The 19,134-nt window shown below is 66.1% G+C and carries 21 protein-coding genes; 8 read left to right on the forward strand and 13 right to left on the reverse strand.

The window, feature by feature from the left end; all coding sequences use genetic code 11:
• Positions 1–146: 146 nt before the first annotated feature.
• Positions 147–1,016 (forward strand): aminodeoxychorismate lyase, encoded by an 870-nt coding sequence (locus tag A5782_RS19520; protein WP_082943025.1) that lies wholly within the window; start codon positions 147–149, stop codon positions 1,014–1,016.
• Positions 1,017–1,347: 331 nt separating this feature from the next.
• Here the strand turns inward: A5782_RS19520 and A5782_RS19525 are convergent, their stop codons facing one another.
• The 6 genes from A5782_RS19525 to lmeA all read right to left on the reverse strand — a co-directional run bounded on the left by A5782_RS19525 (position 1,348) and on the right by lmeA (position 5,284).
• The gene (locus A5782_RS19525; protein WP_156624029.1) at positions 1,348–2,013 is read right to left on the reverse strand and encodes an FABP family protein; all 666 of its coding nucleotides are present in this window, start codon (positions 2,011–2,013) and stop codon (positions 1,348–1,350) included.
• 190 nt (positions 2,014–2,203) lie between these two features.
• Positions 2,204–2,506 carry a DUF1416 domain-containing protein gene (locus A5782_RS19530; protein ID WP_066880637.1) on the reverse strand — a complete coding sequence of 101 codons (303 nt, stop codon included), beginning with the start codon at positions 2,504–2,506 and terminating at the stop codon, positions 2,204–2,206.
• Position 2,507: 1 nt separating this feature from the next.
• Entirely contained in the window at positions 2,508–3,341 is an 834-nt protein-coding gene (locus A5782_RS19535; RefSeq protein ID WP_067103675.1) for a sulfurtransferase, read from the reverse strand.
• Between the two features lie 36 nt (positions 3,342–3,377).
• The gene (locus A5782_RS19540; protein ID WP_067103677.1) at positions 3,378–3,848 is read right to left on the reverse strand and encodes a DUF4395 domain-containing protein; all 471 of its coding nucleotides are present in this window, start codon (positions 3,846–3,848) and stop codon (positions 3,378–3,380) included.
• A gap of 222 nt (positions 3,849–4,070) precedes the next feature.
• Entirely contained in the window at positions 4,071–4,490 is a 420-nt protein-coding gene (locus A5782_RS19545; protein WP_067103679.1) for a thioredoxin family protein, read from the reverse strand.
• The gene (gene lmeA / locus A5782_RS19550) at positions 4,487–5,284 is read right to left on the reverse strand and encodes a mannan chain length control protein LmeA (RefSeq protein ID WP_067103844.1); all 798 of its coding nucleotides are present in this window, start codon (positions 5,282–5,284) and stop codon (positions 4,487–4,489) included. Before lmeA ends, A5782_RS19545 begins: the two co-directional genes overlap by 4 nt.
• Before the next feature lie 192 nt (positions 5,285–5,476).
• Here lmeA and A5782_RS19555 point away from each other — a divergent pair, with 192 nt between their 5' ends.
• The 6 genes from A5782_RS19555 (at position 5,477) to pstB (ending at position 11,290) form a co-directional block, all read left to right on the forward strand.
• The gene (locus A5782_RS19555; protein ID WP_067103682.1) at positions 5,477–6,250 is read left to right on the forward strand and encodes a response regulator transcription factor; all 774 of its coding nucleotides are present in this window, start codon (positions 5,477–5,479) and stop codon (positions 6,248–6,250) included.
• Complete coding sequence (gene mshD / locus A5782_RS19560) at positions 6,247–7,203, forward strand: mycothiol synthase (protein WP_067103684.1); 957 nt, start codon at positions 6,247–6,249, stop codon at positions 7,201–7,203. Before A5782_RS19555 ends, mshD begins: the two co-directional genes overlap by 4 nt.
• A 166-nt stretch (positions 7,204–7,369) precedes the next feature.
• Entirely contained in the window at positions 7,370–8,494 is a 1,125-nt protein-coding gene (pstS, locus tag A5782_RS19565; RefSeq protein WP_067103845.1) for a phosphate ABC transporter substrate-binding protein PstS, read from the forward strand.
• 51 nt (positions 8,495–8,545) lie between these two features.
• A complete protein-coding gene (pstC, locus tag A5782_RS19570) occupies positions 8,546–9,589 on the forward strand; it encodes a phosphate ABC transporter permease subunit PstC (protein ID WP_067103686.1) in 1,044 nt (347 codons plus the stop codon).
• Entirely contained in the window at positions 9,586–10,500 is a 915-nt protein-coding gene (gene pstA, locus A5782_RS19575) for a phosphate ABC transporter permease PstA (protein WP_067103688.1), read from the forward strand. Before pstC ends, pstA begins: the two co-directional genes overlap by 4 nt.
• A 13-nt stretch (positions 10,501–10,513) precedes the next feature.
• Positions 10,514–11,290 (forward strand): phosphate ABC transporter ATP-binding protein PstB, encoded by a 777-nt coding sequence (pstB, locus tag A5782_RS19580; RefSeq protein ID WP_067103690.1) that lies wholly within the window; start codon positions 10,514–10,516, stop codon positions 11,288–11,290.
• A gap of 26 nt (positions 11,291–11,316) precedes the next feature.
• On the opposite strand, the gene phoU is transcribed toward pstB, so the two are convergent.
• The 5 genes from phoU to A5782_RS19605 form a co-directional block, all read right to left on the reverse strand.
• Positions 11,317–11,985, reverse strand: coding sequence for a phosphate signaling complex protein PhoU (gene phoU / locus A5782_RS19585; RefSeq protein ID WP_067103693.1), 669 nt, complete (start codon positions 11,983–11,985; stop codon positions 11,317–11,319).
• 58 nt (positions 11,986–12,043) lie between these two features.
• Positions 12,044–14,113: an LCP family protein gene (locus A5782_RS19590; RefSeq protein WP_067103695.1), complete on the reverse strand. Its 2,070-nt coding sequence runs from the start codon at positions 14,111–14,113 to the stop codon at positions 12,044–12,046.
• Between the two features lie 211 nt (positions 14,114–14,324).
• Positions 14,325–15,458 (reverse strand): tRNA dihydrouridine synthase DusB, encoded by a 1,134-nt coding sequence (gene dusB / locus A5782_RS19595; RefSeq protein WP_067103697.1) that lies wholly within the window; start codon positions 15,456–15,458, stop codon positions 14,325–14,327.
• A gap of 7 nt (positions 15,459–15,465) precedes the next feature.
• Positions 15,466–16,488 carry an acyl-ACP desaturase gene (locus A5782_RS19600; RefSeq protein WP_067103699.1) on the reverse strand — a complete coding sequence of 341 codons (1,023 nt, stop codon included), beginning with the start codon at positions 16,486–16,488 and terminating at the stop codon, positions 15,466–15,468.
• A gap of 170 nt (positions 16,489–16,658) precedes the next feature.
• Positions 16,659–17,273, reverse strand: a complete 615-nt coding sequence (locus A5782_RS19605) for a TetR/AcrR family transcriptional regulator (protein ID WP_156624030.1) — start codon at positions 17,271–17,273, stop codon at positions 16,659–16,661.
• Between the two features lie 70 nt (positions 17,274–17,343).
• Between A5782_RS19605 and A5782_RS19610 the strand changes: the two genes are divergently transcribed.
• The gene (locus tag A5782_RS19610; RefSeq protein ID WP_067103704.1) at positions 17,344–18,417 is read left to right on the forward strand and encodes an oxygenase MpaB family protein; all 1,074 of its coding nucleotides are present in this window, start codon (positions 17,344–17,346) and stop codon (positions 18,415–18,417) included.
• 20 nt (positions 18,418–18,437) lie between these two features.
• Here A5782_RS19610 and A5782_RS25755 read toward each other — a convergent pair whose 3' ends face one another.
• Entirely contained in the window at positions 18,438–18,641 is a 204-nt protein-coding gene (locus tag A5782_RS25755; RefSeq protein WP_082943014.1) for a zinc transporter Slc39a7, read from the reverse strand.
• A 43-nt stretch (positions 18,642–18,684) separates the two neighbouring features.
• A complete protein-coding gene (locus tag A5782_RS19620) occupies positions 18,685–19,092 on the reverse strand; it encodes a metalloregulator ArsR/SmtB family transcription factor (RefSeq protein WP_067103706.1) in 408 nt (135 codons plus the stop codon).
• Positions 19,093–19,134 lie beyond the last annotated feature (42 nt).

Below are 19,134 nucleotides of genomic sequence, written 5' to 3' on the forward strand. Positions count from 1 at the left end.
TCATCGCTTCGCTCTGCATCGTCGTGGGCGCGGGTCACGAGTCAACTCTACGGACCCCCAGTCGCCCGGGCCCGGCGTCGACGCGCTCGCGGTCGCGGGGCGGTGGTCATTGGATAGGCTTCTCGACCATGGCTGGCCAGACGGGTGTGATTGTCACGCTGGACGGCGAAATACATTCGCCGGACACGCCACTGCTGTACGCCGACGACCTGGCAGCGGTCCGAGGCGACGGTGCCTTCGAGACGCTGTTGGTCCGCGACGGCAGGGCTTGTCTGATCGAGTCGCATCTGCAGCGGCTGAGGAAGTCGTCCGCGTTGACCGACCTTCCCGAGCCCGACCTGCCGCGGTGGCGAAGCTCGATTGAGGTAGCCAGCCGACAGTGGTGCGCGGACAACGCCGACGAGGGCGCGATGCGGTTGATCTACAGCCGCGGGCGCGAGGGCGGTTCGGTACCAACGGCCTACGTCATGGTCACCGCCGTCCCCGAACGGGTGACGGCGGTCCGGCGTGGCGGGCTGGCGGCGATCACGCTCGATCGCGGGCTGCCCGCCGCCGGTGTCGACGCGATGCCGTGGCTGCTGGCCGGCGCCAAGACCTTGTCCTACGCGGTCAATATGGCCGCCCTGCGCCACGCCGCCCGCCAAGGCGCAGGTGACGTGATTTTCGTCAGCACGGATGGCTACATCTTGGAAGGTCCACGCTCGACCGTGGTGATCGCCACCGCCTCCGAGACGTCGGACGGTCATCCGTGCTTGCTGACACCGCCGCCCTGGTATCCCATCCTGCGCGGCACCACCCAGCAGGCCTTGTTCGAGGTGGCCAGGGACAAGGGCTATGACTGCGACTACCGGGCGCTACGCGTCGCGGACCTGCATGCCGCGCAGGGTGTTTGGCTGATCTCCAGCATGACCTTGGCCGCCCGCGTGCACACCCTCGACGGGCGCCCACTGAGACCGTCACCAATGGCCGCAGAATTCGCCGAGCTGATCGACGCCGCCATCGTCAGCGATCGCTGAGCGCTGAATTCTGTTGTCGGCTGGCCTATTCCCGGGTACGGTCGGCCGTACACAAGGAAGGAGGTGGTCCGCGAAATTGATAGCTTCATGGACATGTGAGGTGGCTGCGCGCTAGCTGCACCGGCTCGGAAGAGCTGGCGTCACACGTGCGCTGGCGAATTCCCCGCAGTCACCCGGCCCCCGGGCTTCCGGTTTTTGTCCAACCAGGAACATGGCTCGGGGGCCGCTCCATGTCTGGAGCGATTACCGGCTAGACCTTCGCGGCGATCTTGCCGGCCACACTGGATTCCTTCCCGCAACTGTTCTTCAAAGGTCGGCCGCGGGCCGGTCGTCAACCGGCGAAGCGGGACAGCCGCGCCGAGAGATGCGGCACCAGACCGCCGTCGGCGTCCACGCGCTCCTCGACGTAGGCCAGGTCGCCGCCTTCGACGATGCCGTAGAGGCGTTTGGCGCCGCCGACCAGCATGCCCGACCTGCTGCGGGCCAGCGCGTCGGTGACCAGCTCCCACGACGACTGGGTCAGGGGGCGGCCGTAGAACAGTTCGACATAGCCCGCCGAATGAGCCAATAGCAGTTCGATCGCGTGGGATTCGGCGGGGTCGTCGGGATCACTGACAAAGCGCCAGAAACCGGTCTCACGTAAGCCGCGTGCTTCGTAGTCGCCCGTCTCGCTGAGCCGCCAGGAGCGGGCTTCCCAGTTCAGGTAGTCGCCACCGTCGTGCGAGACCACGATCTGCTGACCGAACCGGTAGTCGCCGTCATTGCCACGGCCTTCGCCTTCACCCCGCCAGACGCCGACGAGCGGCAGCAGCGCCAGCAAGGCGTCGCTCAGGTTGGCGCCTTCGCGCAGGTTCGCGGTGTCGGCGGGCAGGGGCAGGTCATCGTAGGACGGGATGTTGCGGCCGGCGGTCAGCTTGGCGCGTTCCGCGGCGGCGGCCACGGCCCGGTCGCCGGAGCGGGCGGGACTCAACGGTTCGTCCGGGGCCACGTGCGCCACTCCTCCCCATCGCTGCGCTCTGGATCGTCGCCTGCGGGGGTCACGACTCGTCGGTGATGAGCCGGTAGAGGGTGTACAGGGCGAACCATGAAATCACCACGACCGCCACGACCAGCATGATCTCGAAGAACAGCACCACGGGGACAAGTCTATTCGTCCCGCGCCGTCCCCGTCGGGGGCGGCTGGTGGGTCAGGCGATCTTGACGTCGACCTCGTGGATGCCCGCACCCGACGGAGCCACCACGGCGTCACCGTTGCCGGCCTTCGACAGGGCGCGCAGGGTCCACGATCCCGGTGCGGCGAAGAACCGGAAGTCGCCGGTGGCCGAGGCCACCACCTCGGCGGTGAACTCGTCGGAGGAGTCCAGCAAGCGGACGAACGCGCCACCCACTGCCTGACCGTCGCCGTCCACGACGCGTCCGGTGATCACCGTTTCCTTCTCCAGGTCGACGCTGGCGGGCAACGTCAGTCCTTGTTTCGGCGCAGAGCACATATCAGCTTCCCAACTCGATCGGGGCACCCACCAGGGAGCCGTATTCCGTCCAACTGCCGTCGTAGTTCTTCACATTCCGATGCCCGAGCAATTCATAAAGAACGAACCAGGTGTGCGACGACCGCTCGCCGATGCGGCAGTAGGCGATCGTTTCTTTTTCTCCGTCCAGGCCGGCATTGGCGTAGAGCTTGGCCAGCTCCTCGTCGGACTTGAAGGTGCCGTCCTCGTTCGCGGCTTTGCTCCACGGCACGTTGATGGCGCCGGGGATGTGACCGGGCCGCTGGCTTTGCTCCTGCGGCAGGTGTGCGGGCGCCAAGATCTTGCCGGAGAACTCGTCGGGGGAGCGCACGTCGACCAGGTTCTTGACGTTGATGGCCGCGATGACGTCGTCGCGGAACGCCCGGATGCTGTTGTCCGGCGCGGCGGCCGTGTACGACGTCGCCGGCCTGCTGACGGTGTCGTTGGACAGCGCGCGACCGTCGAGCTCCCATTTCTTGCGGCCGCCGTCGAGCAGTTTGACCTTGTCATGGCCGTACAGCTTGAAATACCAGTACGCATAGGCGGCGAACCAGTTGTTGTTCCCGCCGTAGAGGATCACGGTGTCGTCGTTGGAGATGCCCCGCTCGCTGAGCAGTTTGGAGAACTGCTGGGCGTCGACGAAGTCGCGTTTGACCGGGTCCTGCAAATCGGAGCGCCAGTCCAGCTTGATCGCGCCGGGGATGTGGCCGGCGTCGTAGGCGCTGGTGTCTTCGTCGACTTCGACGAAGACGACGCCTGAGGCGTCGAGATTGCTCTCAGCCCAGTCGGTGGAGACCAGGACGTCGGAGCGTGCCATGGAATGGATCCTTTCAATCGCTTTTGTTACAGCAGGTCAGGTGGGATGCGCAGTGCGTCGGAAACGGGCCACCAGCGGGTAGAGCTGGCAGCCCAGGCAGATGCCGAAGGCCGCGTTGAGGAAAGCGGCCGCCAGGGCGGCCCCGGTGGCGATGACGCCGACGAGGACGGCGCCGGCGGCGAAGCCGGCAGTTCCCAGGACGGCGAAGATCAGGCCGACGAGTTGGGCGAATTTCAGCGGTGCGGTCGGTTCGCGATCCTGCACCGGCCCCAGCCGGGGCGCGACGACGGTGGCGAAGATCCGGCCGTACGGATGCTTGCGCGGCCCGCCGGCCGCGCCGATGGCGAAGATGACGGCCTGAACGCCCAGAATCAACGCCGCTGCCAGCGGACTCGCCGCCGAGACGACGAGCGCCAGCACCAGGACTGCGGTGGTGACCCAAGCGGCGAATCGCGGTCCACGCACGTCGACCAGGTCGGGCTGCGTGGTGGTGTTGCTGCTTGGCAAGGTACTACTCCTCGATACCCCTATTGCTGACGGAAACGACGAATGGAGACGTGCCTCGGTCTGGATCCGGGGCCGCTCCGAGTGCTACGCGAAGCGCGGCTACTCAGCAGCAACAGCAACAACAACAGCCCGCGGTGCGGCACAGGGCAACTGCGCGACGCTGGGTGAGCATGGGCTCGAGGCGGGCTAACACGTCGGTCAGCTTACCCAATGACACCGTGGTCAAGCCAACAGTGGTTGCAGCGCGGACCGCAGGTCGGCGGGGTTGGGCACTCCGGAGGTGCGGTATCGCTGCCGGCCGTCGGCGTCGAAGATCAACGTGGTGGGCAGGGAAAGGACCGAATACCGGCGTGCGGTCTCCGGATTGGCGTCGAGGTCGATCTCGATATGGGCCACCGCACCCAGGTCGTCGCAGACCTGTTCGACGACGCGGCGGACCCGGTCGCACGGCCCGCACCACGGGGCGCTGAAATGCACCACGGTCGGTCCGCTGCGGGAAAGCCCGAGCGCCGCGATGTCGGCGTCGGTGTCCTGATCCGGCTTGGAAGCGATTTCCCGAATGCTTCCGGAGCGACGGGTCAACAACCACCCGGCGAGGGTTGCCGCCGCGAGCGCCGCGACGGTCACGACGATGACGGTCATGACCGTTTAAACCCCTCGAGGGTCACGGTTACTCCATGGGTGATTCCCTCGATGATGACGTCGGATCCCCGGGCTCCCTCGGTGGTCGGCGCGACACCGAAGGGCAGTCGCTGATTGGGCAGCCTTCCGCTGAAGGCGTGCAGCACGGCGTCCTGTTTGTCCGCGGGCACGGTCTGGTTGGCGGTGTCCGATCCGGTGAGCACACCGGTCGGGGTGAAAACCAACGTCGCCGGGTCGTCCGGGGCGATCGAGAGGTCGACCGAAACGCTGACCCGGCTACCGAAGCCCGCCGATTTCGGTGTTCCCGTGAATACCAGCCCGTGGCTGCCCGAGATACCGGATGCGGTGACACCGCCGGTGGAGGTGTTGGTTTCCTTGGGTGGCGCCTCGACCATCAGGTCACTGATGCCCATGAATCGGCCCAGGTGCGTCGAATCGATGATGATGCGGCTCTCCAGCTTGCCCACCGCGAGCTTTGCATCCGGGCCGATCAACCACGACGCCTGGGCCAGGTCCACCGAGTACATCGTGGCTTCCAGCGTGGCCCTGCCGGTCATCGCGTGGTCGACCGCGTTGGCCTTGATCTCCACCTGGCTGTACTTGCCGCGCATCGCCTGCGGAAGGAAGGGAAACGCCACGATGGCCACGAACGGGTCGCTGCCCAGCTTGGCCGCTTTACGGACGCTGGACGACAGCCGGTATTCGGCGTAGATGCTGGTCCCGTAGTCAGCGCTGATCGCGCCCAGGGCGACCACCGCAACCACGATCGCGGTCGCGGTCACAGCAATCAGCATCTTGCGCACCCGGACATTGTGGCGTAACACCCAGGAGCCGGTCGCTGCCGGATCGGTCGTGGCGGGGCTCACACTGGCTTGTCTGCCACGCGAAAAAACCAGGTGACACGTTATCGTTAGATGACCTGGTAACTAACGCTTAATGGCGTCGTGAATTTGGGAGATGCCGTTCCCCCGACCTGGAGGGGCTAGTTGGAACTACTGCTGCTGACCTCGGAGCTGCATCCCGACCCGGTCTTGCCGTCGTTGTCCCTGCTTCCGCATACGGTACGGACGGCGCCGCCAGAGCCCTCTTCGCTGCTCGAGGCCGGGACCGCGGATGCGGTGATCGTCGACGCGCGCACCGACTTGTCGTCGGCGCGCGGACTGTGTCGTTTGTTGAGCACGGCCGGCCGGTCGGTTCCGGTGCTGGCCGTGGTGAGTGAAGGCGGCCTGGTGGCCGTCAGCTCGGACTGGGGTCTGGACGAGATTTTGTTGCCCACCACCGGACCCGCAGAGGTCGACGCACGCCTGCGGCTGGTGGTCGGTCGCCGCGGCGGGCTCGCGGACCAGGAGAGTGCCGGCAAGGTCAGCCTCGGCGAGTTGGTCATCGATGAAGGCACCTATACCGCCCGGCTGCGCGGCCGCCCACTCGATCTCACCTACAAAGAATTCGAGTTGCTCAAATACCTGGCTCAGCACGCCGGGCGGGTGTTCACGCGCGCACAGCTGCTGCACGAGGTATGGGGATACGACTTCTTCGGCGGCACCCGCACCGTCGATGTGCATGTGCGTCGGCTGCGGGCCAAACTGGGCCCCGAGCACGAGGCGCTGATCGGCACGGTACGCAACGTGGGTTACAAGGCGGTGCGCCCCGCCCGTGGCCGCGCGCCGATTGCCGAGCCCGACGACGCCGACGGCGCGGACTCCGAATCCGAATCGCAGGACGTCCAAGATCCGCTGGTCGATCCGTTGCATACGCAGTGACTTCGCCTGACTGGCGCCGCACGTTGACCATCGAAGAGCAGCAGGGCGTACGCGAACTCGTCAGTGCGGCAACCGAATCCGATGGAGTCGCGCCCGTCGGTGAACAGGTGTTGCGTGAACTCGGGCATGACCGCACCGAGCATCTGCTGATCACGAATTCCGCAACCGGGGCCACATCGCCCGCCGACGCGATCGTCGGCTACCTCAATCTGAGCCCGCCGCGCGACGCGGAAAGCGGGATGGCCGAACTCGTGGTGCACCCGCAGGCGCGCCGGCGTGGTATCGGGTCGACACTGGCACGCGCGGCATTGGCGAAAACCGGTGCAGCAAACCGGTTTTGGGCCCACGGCACGCTGGAGCCGGCCCGTGCGACCGCGTCCGCACTGGGCCTGACCCCGGTGCGGGAACTGATGCAGATGCGGCGCTCGCTGCGTGATCTGCCCGACACCGTGCCTACGGTGCCCGGGGTGGAAATCCGCACCTACGCGGGCACCGACGACGACGCCGAGCTGCTGCGGGTCAACAACGCCGCGTTTGCCCACCACCCCGAACAGGGTGGCTGGACGGACGTCGAGCTGGCGGAGCGGCGCAATGAACCGTGGTTCGACCCGGCGGGCCTGTTCCTCGCGTTCGCCGACTCCAGCAGTGATCAGCCCGGCACCCTGCTGGGCTTTCACTGGACCAAGGTGCACCTCGATCAACCGGGCCTAGGTGAGGTGTACGTGGTGGGCGTCGATCCGTCGGCGCAGGGCCGCGGCCTGGGGCAGGCGTTGACCGCCGTCGGCATCGAATGGTTGGCGCGGCGCCTGTCCGGCCCCGAAACGCCGGCCGAACCTACCGTGATGCTCTACGTGGAGTCGGACAACGTCGCCGCGGTGCGCACCTACCAGCGCTTGGGCTTCACCACCTACAGCGTTGACACCGCATACGCGGTGGTTCCCGCGGCCAACTGACCGCGGGGACGAGCGGCGCCTCCCCAGATCGTTAATCTGGTTCTGGCTATTGAGACGTTGCTGTCGGCCGCGTCGGCGCATATTTTCGCCGTCGCTTGGCAACCTCACACGAGAGATGGCCAGCGGCACCCACGTGCGTCCGGAACGCATCAGGAAAGCGAGATCGGTGAGGCTCGACAGGCAGGGCAGGGCGCTGGCCGCCGTGGCGCTGGCGACGGCGCTCGGTGCCGGGGCGCTGACCGCCTGCGGCAGCGACGAGAACCGCCGCGGGGCCGCCCCGCCCCGCGTTTCCGGCGTCACCGGAACGGCGGGGTGCGGCGGCAAGGACAAGCTGACGGCGGAGGGCTCAACCGCTCAAGAGAACGCGATCACGGTGTTCAACCAGCTGTGGGGGCAGTACTGCCCGGGCAAGGGCCTGGCCTACAACCCGACCGGCTCGGGCGCCGGCCGTGAGCAGTTCATCGCCGGACATGTCGACTTCGCGGGCGCGGACTCCCCCTTGGTCGCGGACCAGATCGGCCCCGCCGCCAAACGCTGCGACGGCAACCCGGCATGGGACCTGCCGCTGGTCTTCGGGCCGATCGGGATCGTCTACAACCTGCCCGGAAATCCGGCCGTCGTGATCAACAGTGACGCGCTGGCCAAAATTTTCACCGGCAGGATCACCGCCTGGAACGACCCGATCCTGGCGGCCCTCAATCCGGGCGCGGCACTGCCGGACACCAAGATCACGCCGATCTACCGCACCGACTCGTCAGGAACCACGGACAACGTTCAGAAATATCTGACCGCGGCCGCACCGCAGAGCTGGTCCAAAGGAGTCGGCACGGAATTTCAGGGAGGCGTCGGCGAGGGCGCCGCGAAGTCGGCCGGCGTCATTCAGGCTGTGCGGGCCACCCCGGGCGCCATCGGATACGTCGAGAAGGGCTTCGCCGACCAGGCCGGCACGCCCTACGCCAAAATCGCCACCCGCGGTGGCGTGATCCCGTTGACCAACGACACCGCGGGGAACGCCGTGAAAGCGGCCAAATTCCTGGCCGAGGGCGATGACCTGGTGCTCGACCTCAATGCCATGTACAGCTCCGAGGAACCGGGCGTCTACCCGTTGCTGCTGGTCACCTACGAGATCGTGTGCTCAAAGGGCTACGACGCCCAGACGTCCGCGGCCGTTAAATCGTTCCTCGCGATAGCCGCCAGTAGCGGACAGGGCGAACTCGTGACGGCCGGCTACGTGCCGCTGCCCGATAAGGTCAGGGAACGACTGGCCACGGCCATCGACGCGATGCAGTAACGACGTGACTCGGGTTTCAAGGAGCGACAGCAGGACTGTGACGGGATCACAGTGACGGGTTTTTCAGGGCCAAATCCCATCGACGCGGGTTCGGGTGCGGTGGTCGCCGCGCCGTATCCGGAGTCGCAGGCGGCGCCCATCAGCCCCTGGGGACAGGGGCGGCCGCATGTCGCGGACCGGATTTTCCGCTGGGTCGCGCAGTCGTCGGGCGTGCTCATCATCGTCGTGATCGCCGCGATCGCCGCCTTTTTGCTCGGCCGCGCCATACCGGCGCTGCACCGCAATCGGGAGAACTTCTTCACTTACGGCGGCACATGGACCACCACCGACACCTCGGCGATGCACTTCGGCATCGCCAGCCTGGTGCCGGTCACCGTGTTCGTGTCACTGTTCGCGTTGATCCTGGCCATGCCGGTCGCGCTGGGCGTGGCCATCTTCATCACGCAGTACGCGCCGCGGCGGGTCGCCACACCGCTGGCCTACTCGGTTGATCTGCTGGCCGCGGTGCCTTCGATCATCTACGGAGCGTGGGGTCTATATGTGCTGGCGCCGCAGCTGCGCCCGGTCGCCACCTGGCTCAATCGCTGCCTCGGCTGGTGTTTTCTGTTCGCCGACGGCAACGCGTCGCCGGCCGGCGGGGGGACCATCTTCACGGGTGGAATCGTCTTGGCGGTGATGATCCTGCCGATCATCACCGCCGTCACGCGCGAAGTGTTCGTCCAGACACCGCAGGACCAGATCGAGGCCGTGCTGGCGCTCGGTGCCACCCGTTGGGAAGTCGTCAAGACGGTCACGCTGCCCTTCGGGCGGTCGGGCTACGTCAGCGGCTCGATGCTGGGGCTGGGCCGCGCCCTGGGCGAGACGGTGGCGATGCTGATCATCCTGCGGGGCACCCAGTCAGCGTTCGGCTGGTCGCTGTTCGACGGGGGCTCCACCTTCGCGACCAAAATCGCCGGGGCCGCGGCCGAGTTCGAAGATCGTTACAAGGCCGGCGCGTACATCGCCGCGGGACTGACGCTCTTCGTGCTCACCTTCGTAGTCGACGCCTTGGCGCGGGGTGCCGTCGCCCGGGCGGGGCGAAAGGGCGCCCGATGACCTCGATGTTGGACCGCCCGCTCAAGCCGCGCACGTTCTCACCGGTCAGCCGGCGCCGCCGTACCACGAATCTCATTGCGAGCCTGCTGGTTTCACTGTCGCTGCTGGTCGCGGTAACCCCGTTGGTGATGGTGCTGTGGTCGGTGGTCGTCAAAGGGGTCAAGGCGATCGCGTCGACCGTGTGGTGGTCACACTCGCAAGCGGGGATGACCGCATTCGTGACGGGTGGTGGCGCGTACCACGCGCTGGTCGGCACGGTGCTGCAGGGATTGGTATGCGCCGCCATCTCCGTCCCGCTCGGACTGATGGTCGCGATCTATCTGGTCGAGTACGGCGGCGGCACCGCGCTGGGCAGATTGGCCTCGTTCATGGTGGACATCCTGAGCGGTGTGCCGTCAATCGTTGCGGCGCTGTTCATCTATGCGTTATGCGTGGCCACGCTGGGACTTCCGCGGTCGGAATTCGCGGTATCGCTGGCGCTGGTCTTGCTGATGCTGCCGGTGATCGTGCGCGCCACCGAGGAGATGCTGCGGATCGTCCCGATGGATCTTCGCGAGGCCAGTTACGCGCTGGGCATCACCAAGTGGAAAACCATTGCCCGGGTGGTCATCCCCACCGGCCTGTCCGGCATCGTCACCGGCATACTGCTGGCGACGGCCAGAGTGATGGGAGAGACGGCGCCGCTGCTGATCCTCGTCGGTTACGCACAATCGATGAATTTCAATATCTTCAGCGGGTTCATGGGGACGCTGCCTGGCATGATGTTCAACCAGACGACGGCCGGCGCGAGTATCAACCCCATCCCCACGGATCGGTTGTGGGGTGCCGCACTAACCCTCATCCTGGTGATCGCCACCATCAACATCGCGGCCCGAGTGGTAGCGAAATTTCTGGGTGCCAGAAAGTCATAGGCAGGAGCACTAAGTGGCCAAACGGTTGGACCTCAAGGGCGTCAACATCTACTACGGCACGTTTCACGCGGTCGGGGATGTGACGCTGTCGGTTCTGCCCCGCAGCGTGACGGCGTTCATCGGCCCGTCGGGTTGCGGCAAGACGACGGTGCTGCGCACGCTCAACCGGATGCACGAGGTGGTGCCCGGCGGACGCGTCGAGGGCAGCGTGCTCCTCGACGACGAAGACATCTACGGCGCCGGGGTCGACCCGGTCGGCGTACGCCGGGCCATCGGGATGGTGTTCCAGCGGCCGAACCCGTTCCCCGCCATGTCGATTCGCGACAACGTGGTGGCCGGCCTGAAGCTGCAGGGGGTGCGCAACCGCAAGGTGCTCGATGAGACGGCCGAGTATTCGCTCCGCGGGGCGAACCTGTGGGACGAGGTCAAGAACCGATTGGACAGGCCTGGCGGTGGCTTGTCCGGCGGGCAGCAGCAGCGCTTGTGCATCGCGCGGGCCATCGCCGTGCAACCCGATGTGCTGCTCATGGACGAGCCGTGCTCCGCGCTGGACCCGATCTCGACGATGGCCATCGAAGAGCTGATCAGTGAACTGAAGCAGGACTACACCATCGTCATCGTCACTCACAACATGCAGCAGGCGGCGCGGGTCAGCGACTACACGGCGTTTTTCAACCTGGAAGCGGTCGGAAAACCGGGGCGGCTGATCGAAGTCGACGACACAGAGAAGATCTTTTCCAACCCGAGCCAGAAGGCGACCGAGGACTACATTTCCGGCCGCTTCGGCTAGGCCGACGCCGCGGGGCGGCTGTTCGCTTACTGCGAGGCGGGTTTGGCTTCTTCCTCGGGCAATCTGCCGGTCGCCTGGAAGATGACCCGCCGGGCCACCTCGACCGCGTGGTCGGCGAAACGCTCGTAGAACCGGCCGAGCAACGTCACGTCGACTGCCGCCGCGACGCCGTGCTTCCATTCACGGTCCATGAGTACCGAGAACAGATGCCGGTGCAGATCGTCCATGGCGTCGTCTTCTTCGCGAATACGGGCGGCCTTCTCCGGGTCGCGCGACAGCACCACCTCTTGGGCGCTATTGCCCAATTCGACTGCGATGCTGCCCATTTCGGCGAAATAGCCGTTGACCTCCTCGGGCAACGCGTGCTGGGGATGCCGCCGACGGGCTATCTTGGCGACGTGCAGCGCCAGCGCGCCCATCCGGTCGATGTCGGCCACCATCTGGATGGCACTGACAATGGCGCGCAGATCTCCGGCCACCGGTGCCTGTAATGCCAGCAGTACGAAGGCGCTTTCTTCGGCCTGCGCGCTGAGCGCGGCGATGGCTTCATGATCGGAGATGACTTGTTCGGCTAGCACCAAGTCGGCTTGCAGCAGTGCCTGGGTGGCCCGCTCCATCGCCATTCCTGCCAAGCCGCACATCTCGCCGAGGCGCTCGGATAGCTCCGCGAGCTGCTCGTGGTAGGCGGTCCGCATATCACCAAGCGTACGGTCTCGCCGCCCGAAACGGGCCGCGGAGCGCCGTGAAAAGCGGTTACTCGCAGGTGGTGTCGGCCGCGTTGGTGACGGTCAGGTCTTCGGGCAACTTGGCCGGTGCATTGCTGGAGCCGCGTTCGATTTGCAGGTTCATCGACGAGCCGCTGGGCGAAGGGGTGGTGACCGACTTGAAGTCGGGACCCAGGACTACCTGCACGACCTGCCCGTAACCGGACACCCGCTGGACTTTTGCGCTGCCGAACGAGGATGCGACGGTGGCGGCGGCCTCTTCGTTGCCCGGCGAGAACAGCACGGTGGTCGCGCTCACCGAACTCGGGTAATCGTCGGGTGACATCACGTTGAAGCCGTCCCGCTTGAGCTGGGTGGTCGCGGTGGCTGCCAGACCGCTTTGCGTGGTCGCGTTGGAAACCCGCACCGTCACACCGCCGGGCGAGGTCGTGGTGATCTGCTCGTGTTGCGCCTCCGCCGTGGGTGTCGGCGACTTCTTGGTGGTAGGCGCCTTCGACGGCCCCTTCGTCGGGGAGGTACTCAAATTCTGCGCGTTCTGGTCGTTCTCCTCGGGCAGCGGGTCGTCGTTGATGACGGCGTCGAACAGCGCCCGCACATCGGCCATCCGCGGCGGCTCGTCGCCGTTCTCGTCGGTCACGCCGGTCGGCACGGTGACGAACGTGACGTGCCCGGCCGCCATGCCCTGCAATGACTGACCGAGTTGGACCAGGTCCCTGGACTGCACGTTGTCGACGACGGTGTCGCTGATGAACATGTTGACGACGTTGTTGAGCTTGTTGAGATCCAGCAGCGTGTCTTCGGAGATCAATGACCGCAGCAGCGATGACAAGAACAACTGCTGGCGTTTGATCCGGCCGTAGTCGCCGTTGACCTCGGTGGTGACCTGGCGTGCCCGGACGTAGTTCAAGGCGGTGGAGCCGTCGAGGACCTGGCGTCCACCATGTTCGAGAACAGTGCCCAACTCGTAGTCGTGCAGCGGCGTGCTCGAGCAGACCTCAACGCCGCCGAGGGCGTCGACCATTTTCGCGAAGCCGGAGAAGTCGACGGCGATGAAGCGGTTGATGTTCAGGCCGGACAGCTTCTGGATTTCCTTCACCAGACACTTCGGCCCGCCGAAGGCGAACGCCGAGTTCAGTTTGGTCTCGGTGTAGATCGTCTTCGGGCCGTAGGTCTTGGTCTTCGGGTCGTAAAGGGGTCCGTACTTGCCGGTTTGGGGGTTCCACGCTTCGCATTGCATCGGGGTGATCGCCAGGTCGCGGGGGAATGACACCGCCACCACTCGTTTACGGTTGGCCGGAATGTTGACCAGCATGACCGTGTCCGAGCGTTCGCCGTCGGCGTCGTCGGTGGTACCGGCACCCATGTTGGCGTTGTCGCCCAAGCGCGAGTCGAGACCGACGATCAAGAAGTCCTCGTCGCCGTACTGTCCACCCGGGTCGCGGATGTCGCTGGAGTTCTGGTCGAGCGCGCTGATCGTGTTCAGCCGGGCGTTTTTCGACGTGCTCCACTGCCACGCCCCGCCGGTCATCGCCAGGGCCAGGACGGCGGCCAGGGCTGCCGTCGACCGCGCGGCCAGCAGCAGCGGACGGCGCCGGTGTTTGGGTTCCTCAGCGGTGGTGTCGAAGGAGTCGGCAACCGAGTCGTCTGGGCCGTCGTCGTTCGGATAATCGGCGGCCTCGAGGGCGCGAAGTTCGGCGGCCGCGTCCAGGGAGTAGGCCAGGTCGTCGATCACCTGTGTCTTCTGCAGCTCGATCGGCAGGCCCTGCTCGGTCCCGGACGGCTCGACCTGCGGATCCTCCGGGGCGGCGCGGCGGTGAACGGGCCGGTCGGGGGCACCGATCTTGGCGATCAGGTCGGCGACGCTGACGCCACCTCCGGTGTGGCATCCGCCCCGTTTGTTGTCGTCCTCGTACGGCTCTACGGGCTCGATCGCGGTCTCCGGCTGCCAGCGGTGGAGGCTGTCGTCGGCCGGGGGCTCGAAGAATCGCTCCCAGGGAGCGGCGCCCGACATCGTCGGGCCCGGCGCGATCGGGCGGGCGTGCGCCCCGCCCGGGCCGTGCCGACCATTACGAGTGGCGTCGTTCTCGGCGTCACTCATGTCCTACCGGCCTCCGAAGCTCTGATGCAGACGTCAGCGTGTGTGTGCGTAATACCCCAGCGCAACGCTGGATTGTGAGCGCTGCGGCTCGTGCCAACCATTTCTTGTCACCCTCGTGCAGCGGCGCGGAATCCATCCGCTACCCAAGCGCATGCAACAAAGCCCACATCGTACTGAGTTATCGGTCCAGACGCGATTTCGAGCCGGGAGCTCAGCCCCCGGAGTGCATGACGTCGGCGCCCGCCGGCACTGTGCAGTCGTCAGGGTCGGTCAGCCACCCTTCCGGGAGCACCACCCGTGCCGGTGAACCCTGCCGGCCGCGGGGGCCCGTCGCCTCGTCCGGGAACGGCACAGTGCCGTCCAGCCGGTCGAGCAGAGAATCCAGCTCGTCGAGCGTCTTGACCATCGCCAGCGCGCGGCGCAGCTCGGAACCGGCCGGAAAGCCGTGCAGGTACCAGGCGATGTGCTTGCGGATGTCGCGCATGCCCTTGTCCTCGCCGAAGTGCGCGGCCAGCAGCTGACCGTGCCGTCGGACGATGTCGGCGACCTCGCCCAGGGTGGGTGGCGTGGGCGGCGGGCTGCCGGTGAATGCGGCCGACAACTCGGCGAAAAGCCAGGGCCGGCCCAGGCAGCCGCGGCCGATGACGACGCCGTCGCATCCGGTGGTGGCCATCATCGTCAGCGCGTCGCTGGCCTCATAGATGTCGCCGTTGCCGAGCACCGGGATCGTCTGCACATGCTGTTTGAGCCGGGCGATCTCGTCCCAGTCGGCGGTGCCGGAGTAGCGTTGCGCGGCCGTCCGGGCATGCAGTGCCACGGCGGCGGCCCCTTCGGCTTCGGCGATGCGGCCGGCGTCGAGGTGCGTGTGGTGCTCGTCGTCGATACCGATGCGGAACTTTACGGTCACCGGTATCTGGGTGCCCTCGGTGCCGCGCACGGCCGCGGCAACGATCTGGCCGAACAGTCGCCGTTTGTAGGGCAGCGCCGACCCGCCGCCGCGCTTGGTCACCTTGGGCACCGGGCAGCCGAAATTCATGTCGATGTGATCGGCCAAGCCTTCGTCGGCGATCATCTTGGCGGCCGCGTAGGTGGTCGCGGGGTCGACGGTGTAGAGCTGCAGCGAACGAGGCGACTCGTCGGGGGAGAACGTGGTCATGTGCATGGTGACCGGATGACGCTCGACGAGCGCACGCGCGGTCACCATCTCGCAGACGTAGAGCCCACTGATGGTGCCGACCTTGGATTGCTCCAGTTCACGGCACAGTGTCCGGAACGCGACGTTTGTGACGCCCGCCATCGGCGCCAAGACCACCGGGCTGGCGAGCGCGATGGAACCGATGCGCACCGCTTGGTTACCGCCGGCTCATGACCAGCTTGCCCGCGGTCTGATGCAGCTCGAACGCGGTGGTCCTCTTGCCGGTACGGGCTTCGCGCTCCAGTTGGCGCTGTTTCGATATCTCGAACTTCTCGCAGGACTCTTCGAGTTCCTTGATCAGCAGGGCGAGATCGTCGCGCATCGCGGCCGCCTCGCCGGTGAAGTCCTCACGCTCGAAGATGCGCCATTTCTTGAGCACCGGCATCACGACGTCATCGAGGTGGATGCGCGGGTCGTACACGCCGCCGACGGCGATGACGACGGCCTTGCGGCGGAACTCGGGCACCTGGTAGCCCGGCATCTGGAAGTTGCGCAGCACCTTGTGCAGCGACCTCATCGCCTGATTCGGCGCAGCCTCGAAACCGGCGTCGCTGACATCGCGGTAGAAGATCATGTGCAGGTTTTCGTCGGCCGAGATCTTGGCGAGCAACTGGTCGGCGATCGCCTCGTTGCAGGCCTTACCGGTGTTGCGGTGCGAAATCCGGGTGGCCAGCTCCTGGAATGTGACGTAGATGACCGAATCGAACAGGCTCTCGGCGAACAGATCGGCTCGAATCTGCTGGTTCTGGCCCGGGCTGAAGCCACGGTTCACGACCTCGATGCGCAGCTTCTCCAGCTCGACCGGGTCCACCGCGCGGGTCACCACAAGGTAGTCGCGCAGTGCGATTCCGTGCCGGTTTTCCTCGGCGGTCCACCGGTTGACCCACTGTCCCCATGCGCCGTCCATGCCGAAGTTCATCGCGATCTCGCGGTGATACGACGGGAGGTTGTCCTCGGTCATCAGGTTCTGCACCATCGCCACCTGGGCGAGGTCAGACAGCTGTGACTGGCCTGGCTCCCAGTCCTGCCCACCGAGCGCGTAGTAGTTCTTGCCGTCCGACCACGGGATGTAGTCGTGCGGGTTCCAGTTCTTGTGCATGCTCTCGTGCCGGTTCAGGTATTTCTCGACGAACGGCTCGAGTTCGTGCAGCAGCTGTAAGTCGGTCAGCCCGGCTGACATACGGCCTCCAGTTATCTGTGTCGATGGGTAGCAGTCAATATATCTGTGTACTTCAGTAGCATCAAGTTCCTCGTGCGGCGCGCCAGGTGACGTTTTGATGCCGGTTTCGAGCTGGCACGGTTTATAGGTCTAGTTGTACGGCTTGCCAATGCCGCGCGAATGAAAACGCGTTATTGCGACTTGCCGAGTTCGCCGGCCGGAACGTACGGCGCGGCCGAGATGTACAGCATGTTGACGCAGTAATCGATGAATTGTTTGCGACTGGCGCCCAGCTGCCCGTTCAGGTAGGCGGTGAACAGGCTCGACAGCCCGCCCACCAGGCTGGTGGCGATCATCTTCTGCAGCACGGCATCGCCGATCCGGGACAGTTTGCGCTGCAGCAGATCGATGAAGTTGGGCATCCATTCCGCACCGGAGCGGGTCAGAATCGGCTCCACCGCCGGCGCCAGCAGCAGCACGCGACCGCGGACCGGGTCGTCGACCATCAGCTCGACGAATCGCTCGACGGCCTCGCGCGGGGTCGTCGCCGAGGTCAGGGTGTTCATTGCGCGCGCGCAGACATCGTCGTAGACCGCGCGCACGAATTCGTCACGGTCGGCGAAGCTTTCGTAGAAGTAGCGTTCGGTCAGCGCGGCCTCGCGGCATACCGCGCGCACGGTCAGCGCCGGTCCGCCGGGACTGCCGAGCAACTGCACGCCGGCGCTGATGAGGTCGTCACGGCGAAGCGCGAGGCGATTCTCCAAGGGGACGCCGGTCCAGCGCCCCCGTCGTTGACCCGTCTGCACATCGCTCCTAAGCTCTAGTTTGACAACGGTTGTAGTCAAAAATCGTCAAGACACCCACAGGGACCCACTAGTGACTCAAGATACGTCCGCATCGCACCCTCTGACCAGCGACGTCGCGCCCACGGGTGTCGTCGACACCCCTGAGCAGTCGATTTCGGCGGGGCCGACCGATGCGCCCAACGGTGTCCCGAACGGCTGTCCGGTATCGCCTGCGGGCTACGACGCGCCGCCCGCGCCGCTGGGCCCCGATTCGCTGACCTGGCGATATTTCGGGGACTGGCGGGGCATGCTGCAGGGTCCGTGGGCGGGATCGATGCAGAACATGCACCCGCAACTGGGCGCCGCGGTCATCGATCACTCCACATTCTTCCGTGAGCGCTGGCCGCGTCTGCTGCGCTCGTTGTATCCGATCGGGGGAGTCGTCTTCGACGGGGACCGCGCGCCGGTCACCGGTGCCGAGGTCCGCGACTATCACACCGACATCAAGGGGGTCGACGAACAGGGCCGGCGCTACCACGCGTTGAACCCCGACGTCTTCTATTGGGCGCACTCCACCTTCTTTATGGGCACCATCCATGTGGCCGAGCGATTCTGCGGCGGGATCACCGAGGCGCAGAAGCGTCAGTTGTTCGACGAACACGTCGAGTGGTATCGGATGTACGGCATGAGCATGCGGCCAGTGCCGAAGTCGTGGGAGGAATTCCAGGTCTACTGGGACCACATGTGCCGCAACGTGCTGGAGAGCAACTGGGCGGCCCGGGCCGTGCTGGATCTGACCGAGCTACCGAAACCCCCGTTCGCGCAATGGATCCCGGACGTGTTGTGGGCCGCGCAGCGCAAACTGCTGGCGCCGTTTTTCCTCTGGGTGACCGTCGGCCTGTACGACCCGCCGGTGCGCGAGCTGATGGGCTACCGGTGGTCACGGCGCGACGAGTGGTTGCATCGGCGCTTCGGTGACCTCGTGCGTGGCGTGTTCGCCCTGGTGCCCAGCAGATTCCGCAAGCACCCGCGGGCCCGCGCCGGCCTGGACCGGGCCAGCGGGCGGATCCCGATCGATACGCCACTGGTGCAGACGCCCGCGCGCAACCTGCCGCCCGAAGACGAGCGCGGCAACCCCAAGCATTACTGCCCGATGGTCTCCTGAGCCACCAGGCGCCGGTCGCGCTAGGTGTGGGCGTGACCGTGAACTTCTTCCAGGCCCGCCTGATGCACGTGCTGATGGGTGTGTTCGGTCCCGTCGGCGTGAGCGTGTGAGTGTTCGTGCTCAACGTGGTCATGCTCGTGGGCGGTGTGCGTATGGGCGTGGGTGACGTCGCCGTGCTGGTGTTCGTGCGCGTGTGGCGCGTCGTGGGTGTGCTGTTCGCTCATCGGTGTTCTCTCCTTGGGTGAAATGCGTTGGGCTGCTGCTCGCTCAGCGGCCGGCGCTGCGCTGCCGGTTCGGCGGGCGGGACGACGCAGCGACGGCCGTCAGCCCGCGGTCGCCGCGGTGGTGACCGGGAACCCCGGGGCCGGCGTGCTCGGCGTTGAAAACCGCGTCGATGACGAGCTGACGGATGTGGTCGTTTTCCAGGCTGTAGAAGATCGTCGTGCCCTCCCGGCGGGTGCGGACCAGGCGTGCCATCCGCAACTTCGCGAGGTGCTGGGAAACCGACGGCGCCGGCTTGCCCACGTGCTCGGCGAGTTCGTTGACCGACATCTCCCGATCGGTCAACGACCAGAGCACCTGCACGCGGGTGGCGTCGGCCAGCATCCGGAAAACCTCGACCACCAGGCTCGCCTGGTCGTCGGGCAGCCGGCCTTTGCCGCTATCTGCATGCATACGCAAATAGTAGCGAAGGCTGGGCCGGCTGCCAAGGACGCG

This window comes from Mycobacterium sp. 852002-40037_SCH5390672 (assembly GCF_001665875.1).
Taxonomy (GTDB): domain Bacteria; phylum Actinomycetota; class Actinomycetes; order Mycobacteriales; family Mycobacteriaceae; genus Mycobacterium.

Excerpts from the sequence above, each read along its gene's own strand:
- A5782_RS25755 (WP_082943014.1), bottom strand. The coding sequence starts at position 18,641 with ATGAGCGAACAGCACACCCACGACGCGCCACACGCGCACGAACACCAG.
- A5782_RS19590 (WP_067103695.1), bottom strand. The coding sequence starts at position 14,113 with ATGAGTGACGCCGAGAACGACGCCACTCGTAATGGTCGGCACGGCCCG.
- A5782_RS19620 (WP_067103706.1), bottom strand. The coding sequence starts at position 19,092 with ATGCATGCAGATAGCGGCAAAGGCCGGCTGCCCGACGACCAGGCGAGC.
- A5782_RS19530 (WP_066880637.1), bottom strand. The coding sequence starts at position 2,506 with ATGTGCTCTGCGCCGAAACAAGGACTGACGTTGCCCGCCAGCGTCGAC.
- pstA (WP_067103688.1), top strand. The coding sequence starts at position 9,586 with ATGACCTCGATGTTGGACCGCCCGCTCAAGCCGCGCACGTTCTCACCG.
- A5782_RS19600 (WP_067103699.1), bottom strand. The coding sequence starts at position 16,488 with ATGTCAGCCGGGCTGACCGACTTACAGCTGCTGCACGAACTCGAGCCG.
- A5782_RS19545 (WP_067103679.1), bottom strand. The coding sequence starts at position 4,490 with ATGACCGTCATCGTCGTGACCGTCGCGGCGCTCGCGGCGGCAACCCTC.
- lmeA (WP_067103844.1), bottom strand. The coding sequence starts at position 5,284 with ATGCTGATTGCTGTGACCGCGACCGCGATCGTGGTTGCGGTGGTCGCC.
- A5782_RS19535 (WP_067103675.1), bottom strand. The coding sequence starts at position 3,341 with ATGGCACGCTCCGACGTCCTGGTCTCCACCGACTGGGCTGAGAGCAAT.
- phoU (WP_067103693.1), bottom strand. The coding sequence starts at position 11,985 with ATGCGGACCGCCTACCACGAGCAGCTCGCGGAGCTATCCGAGCGCCTC.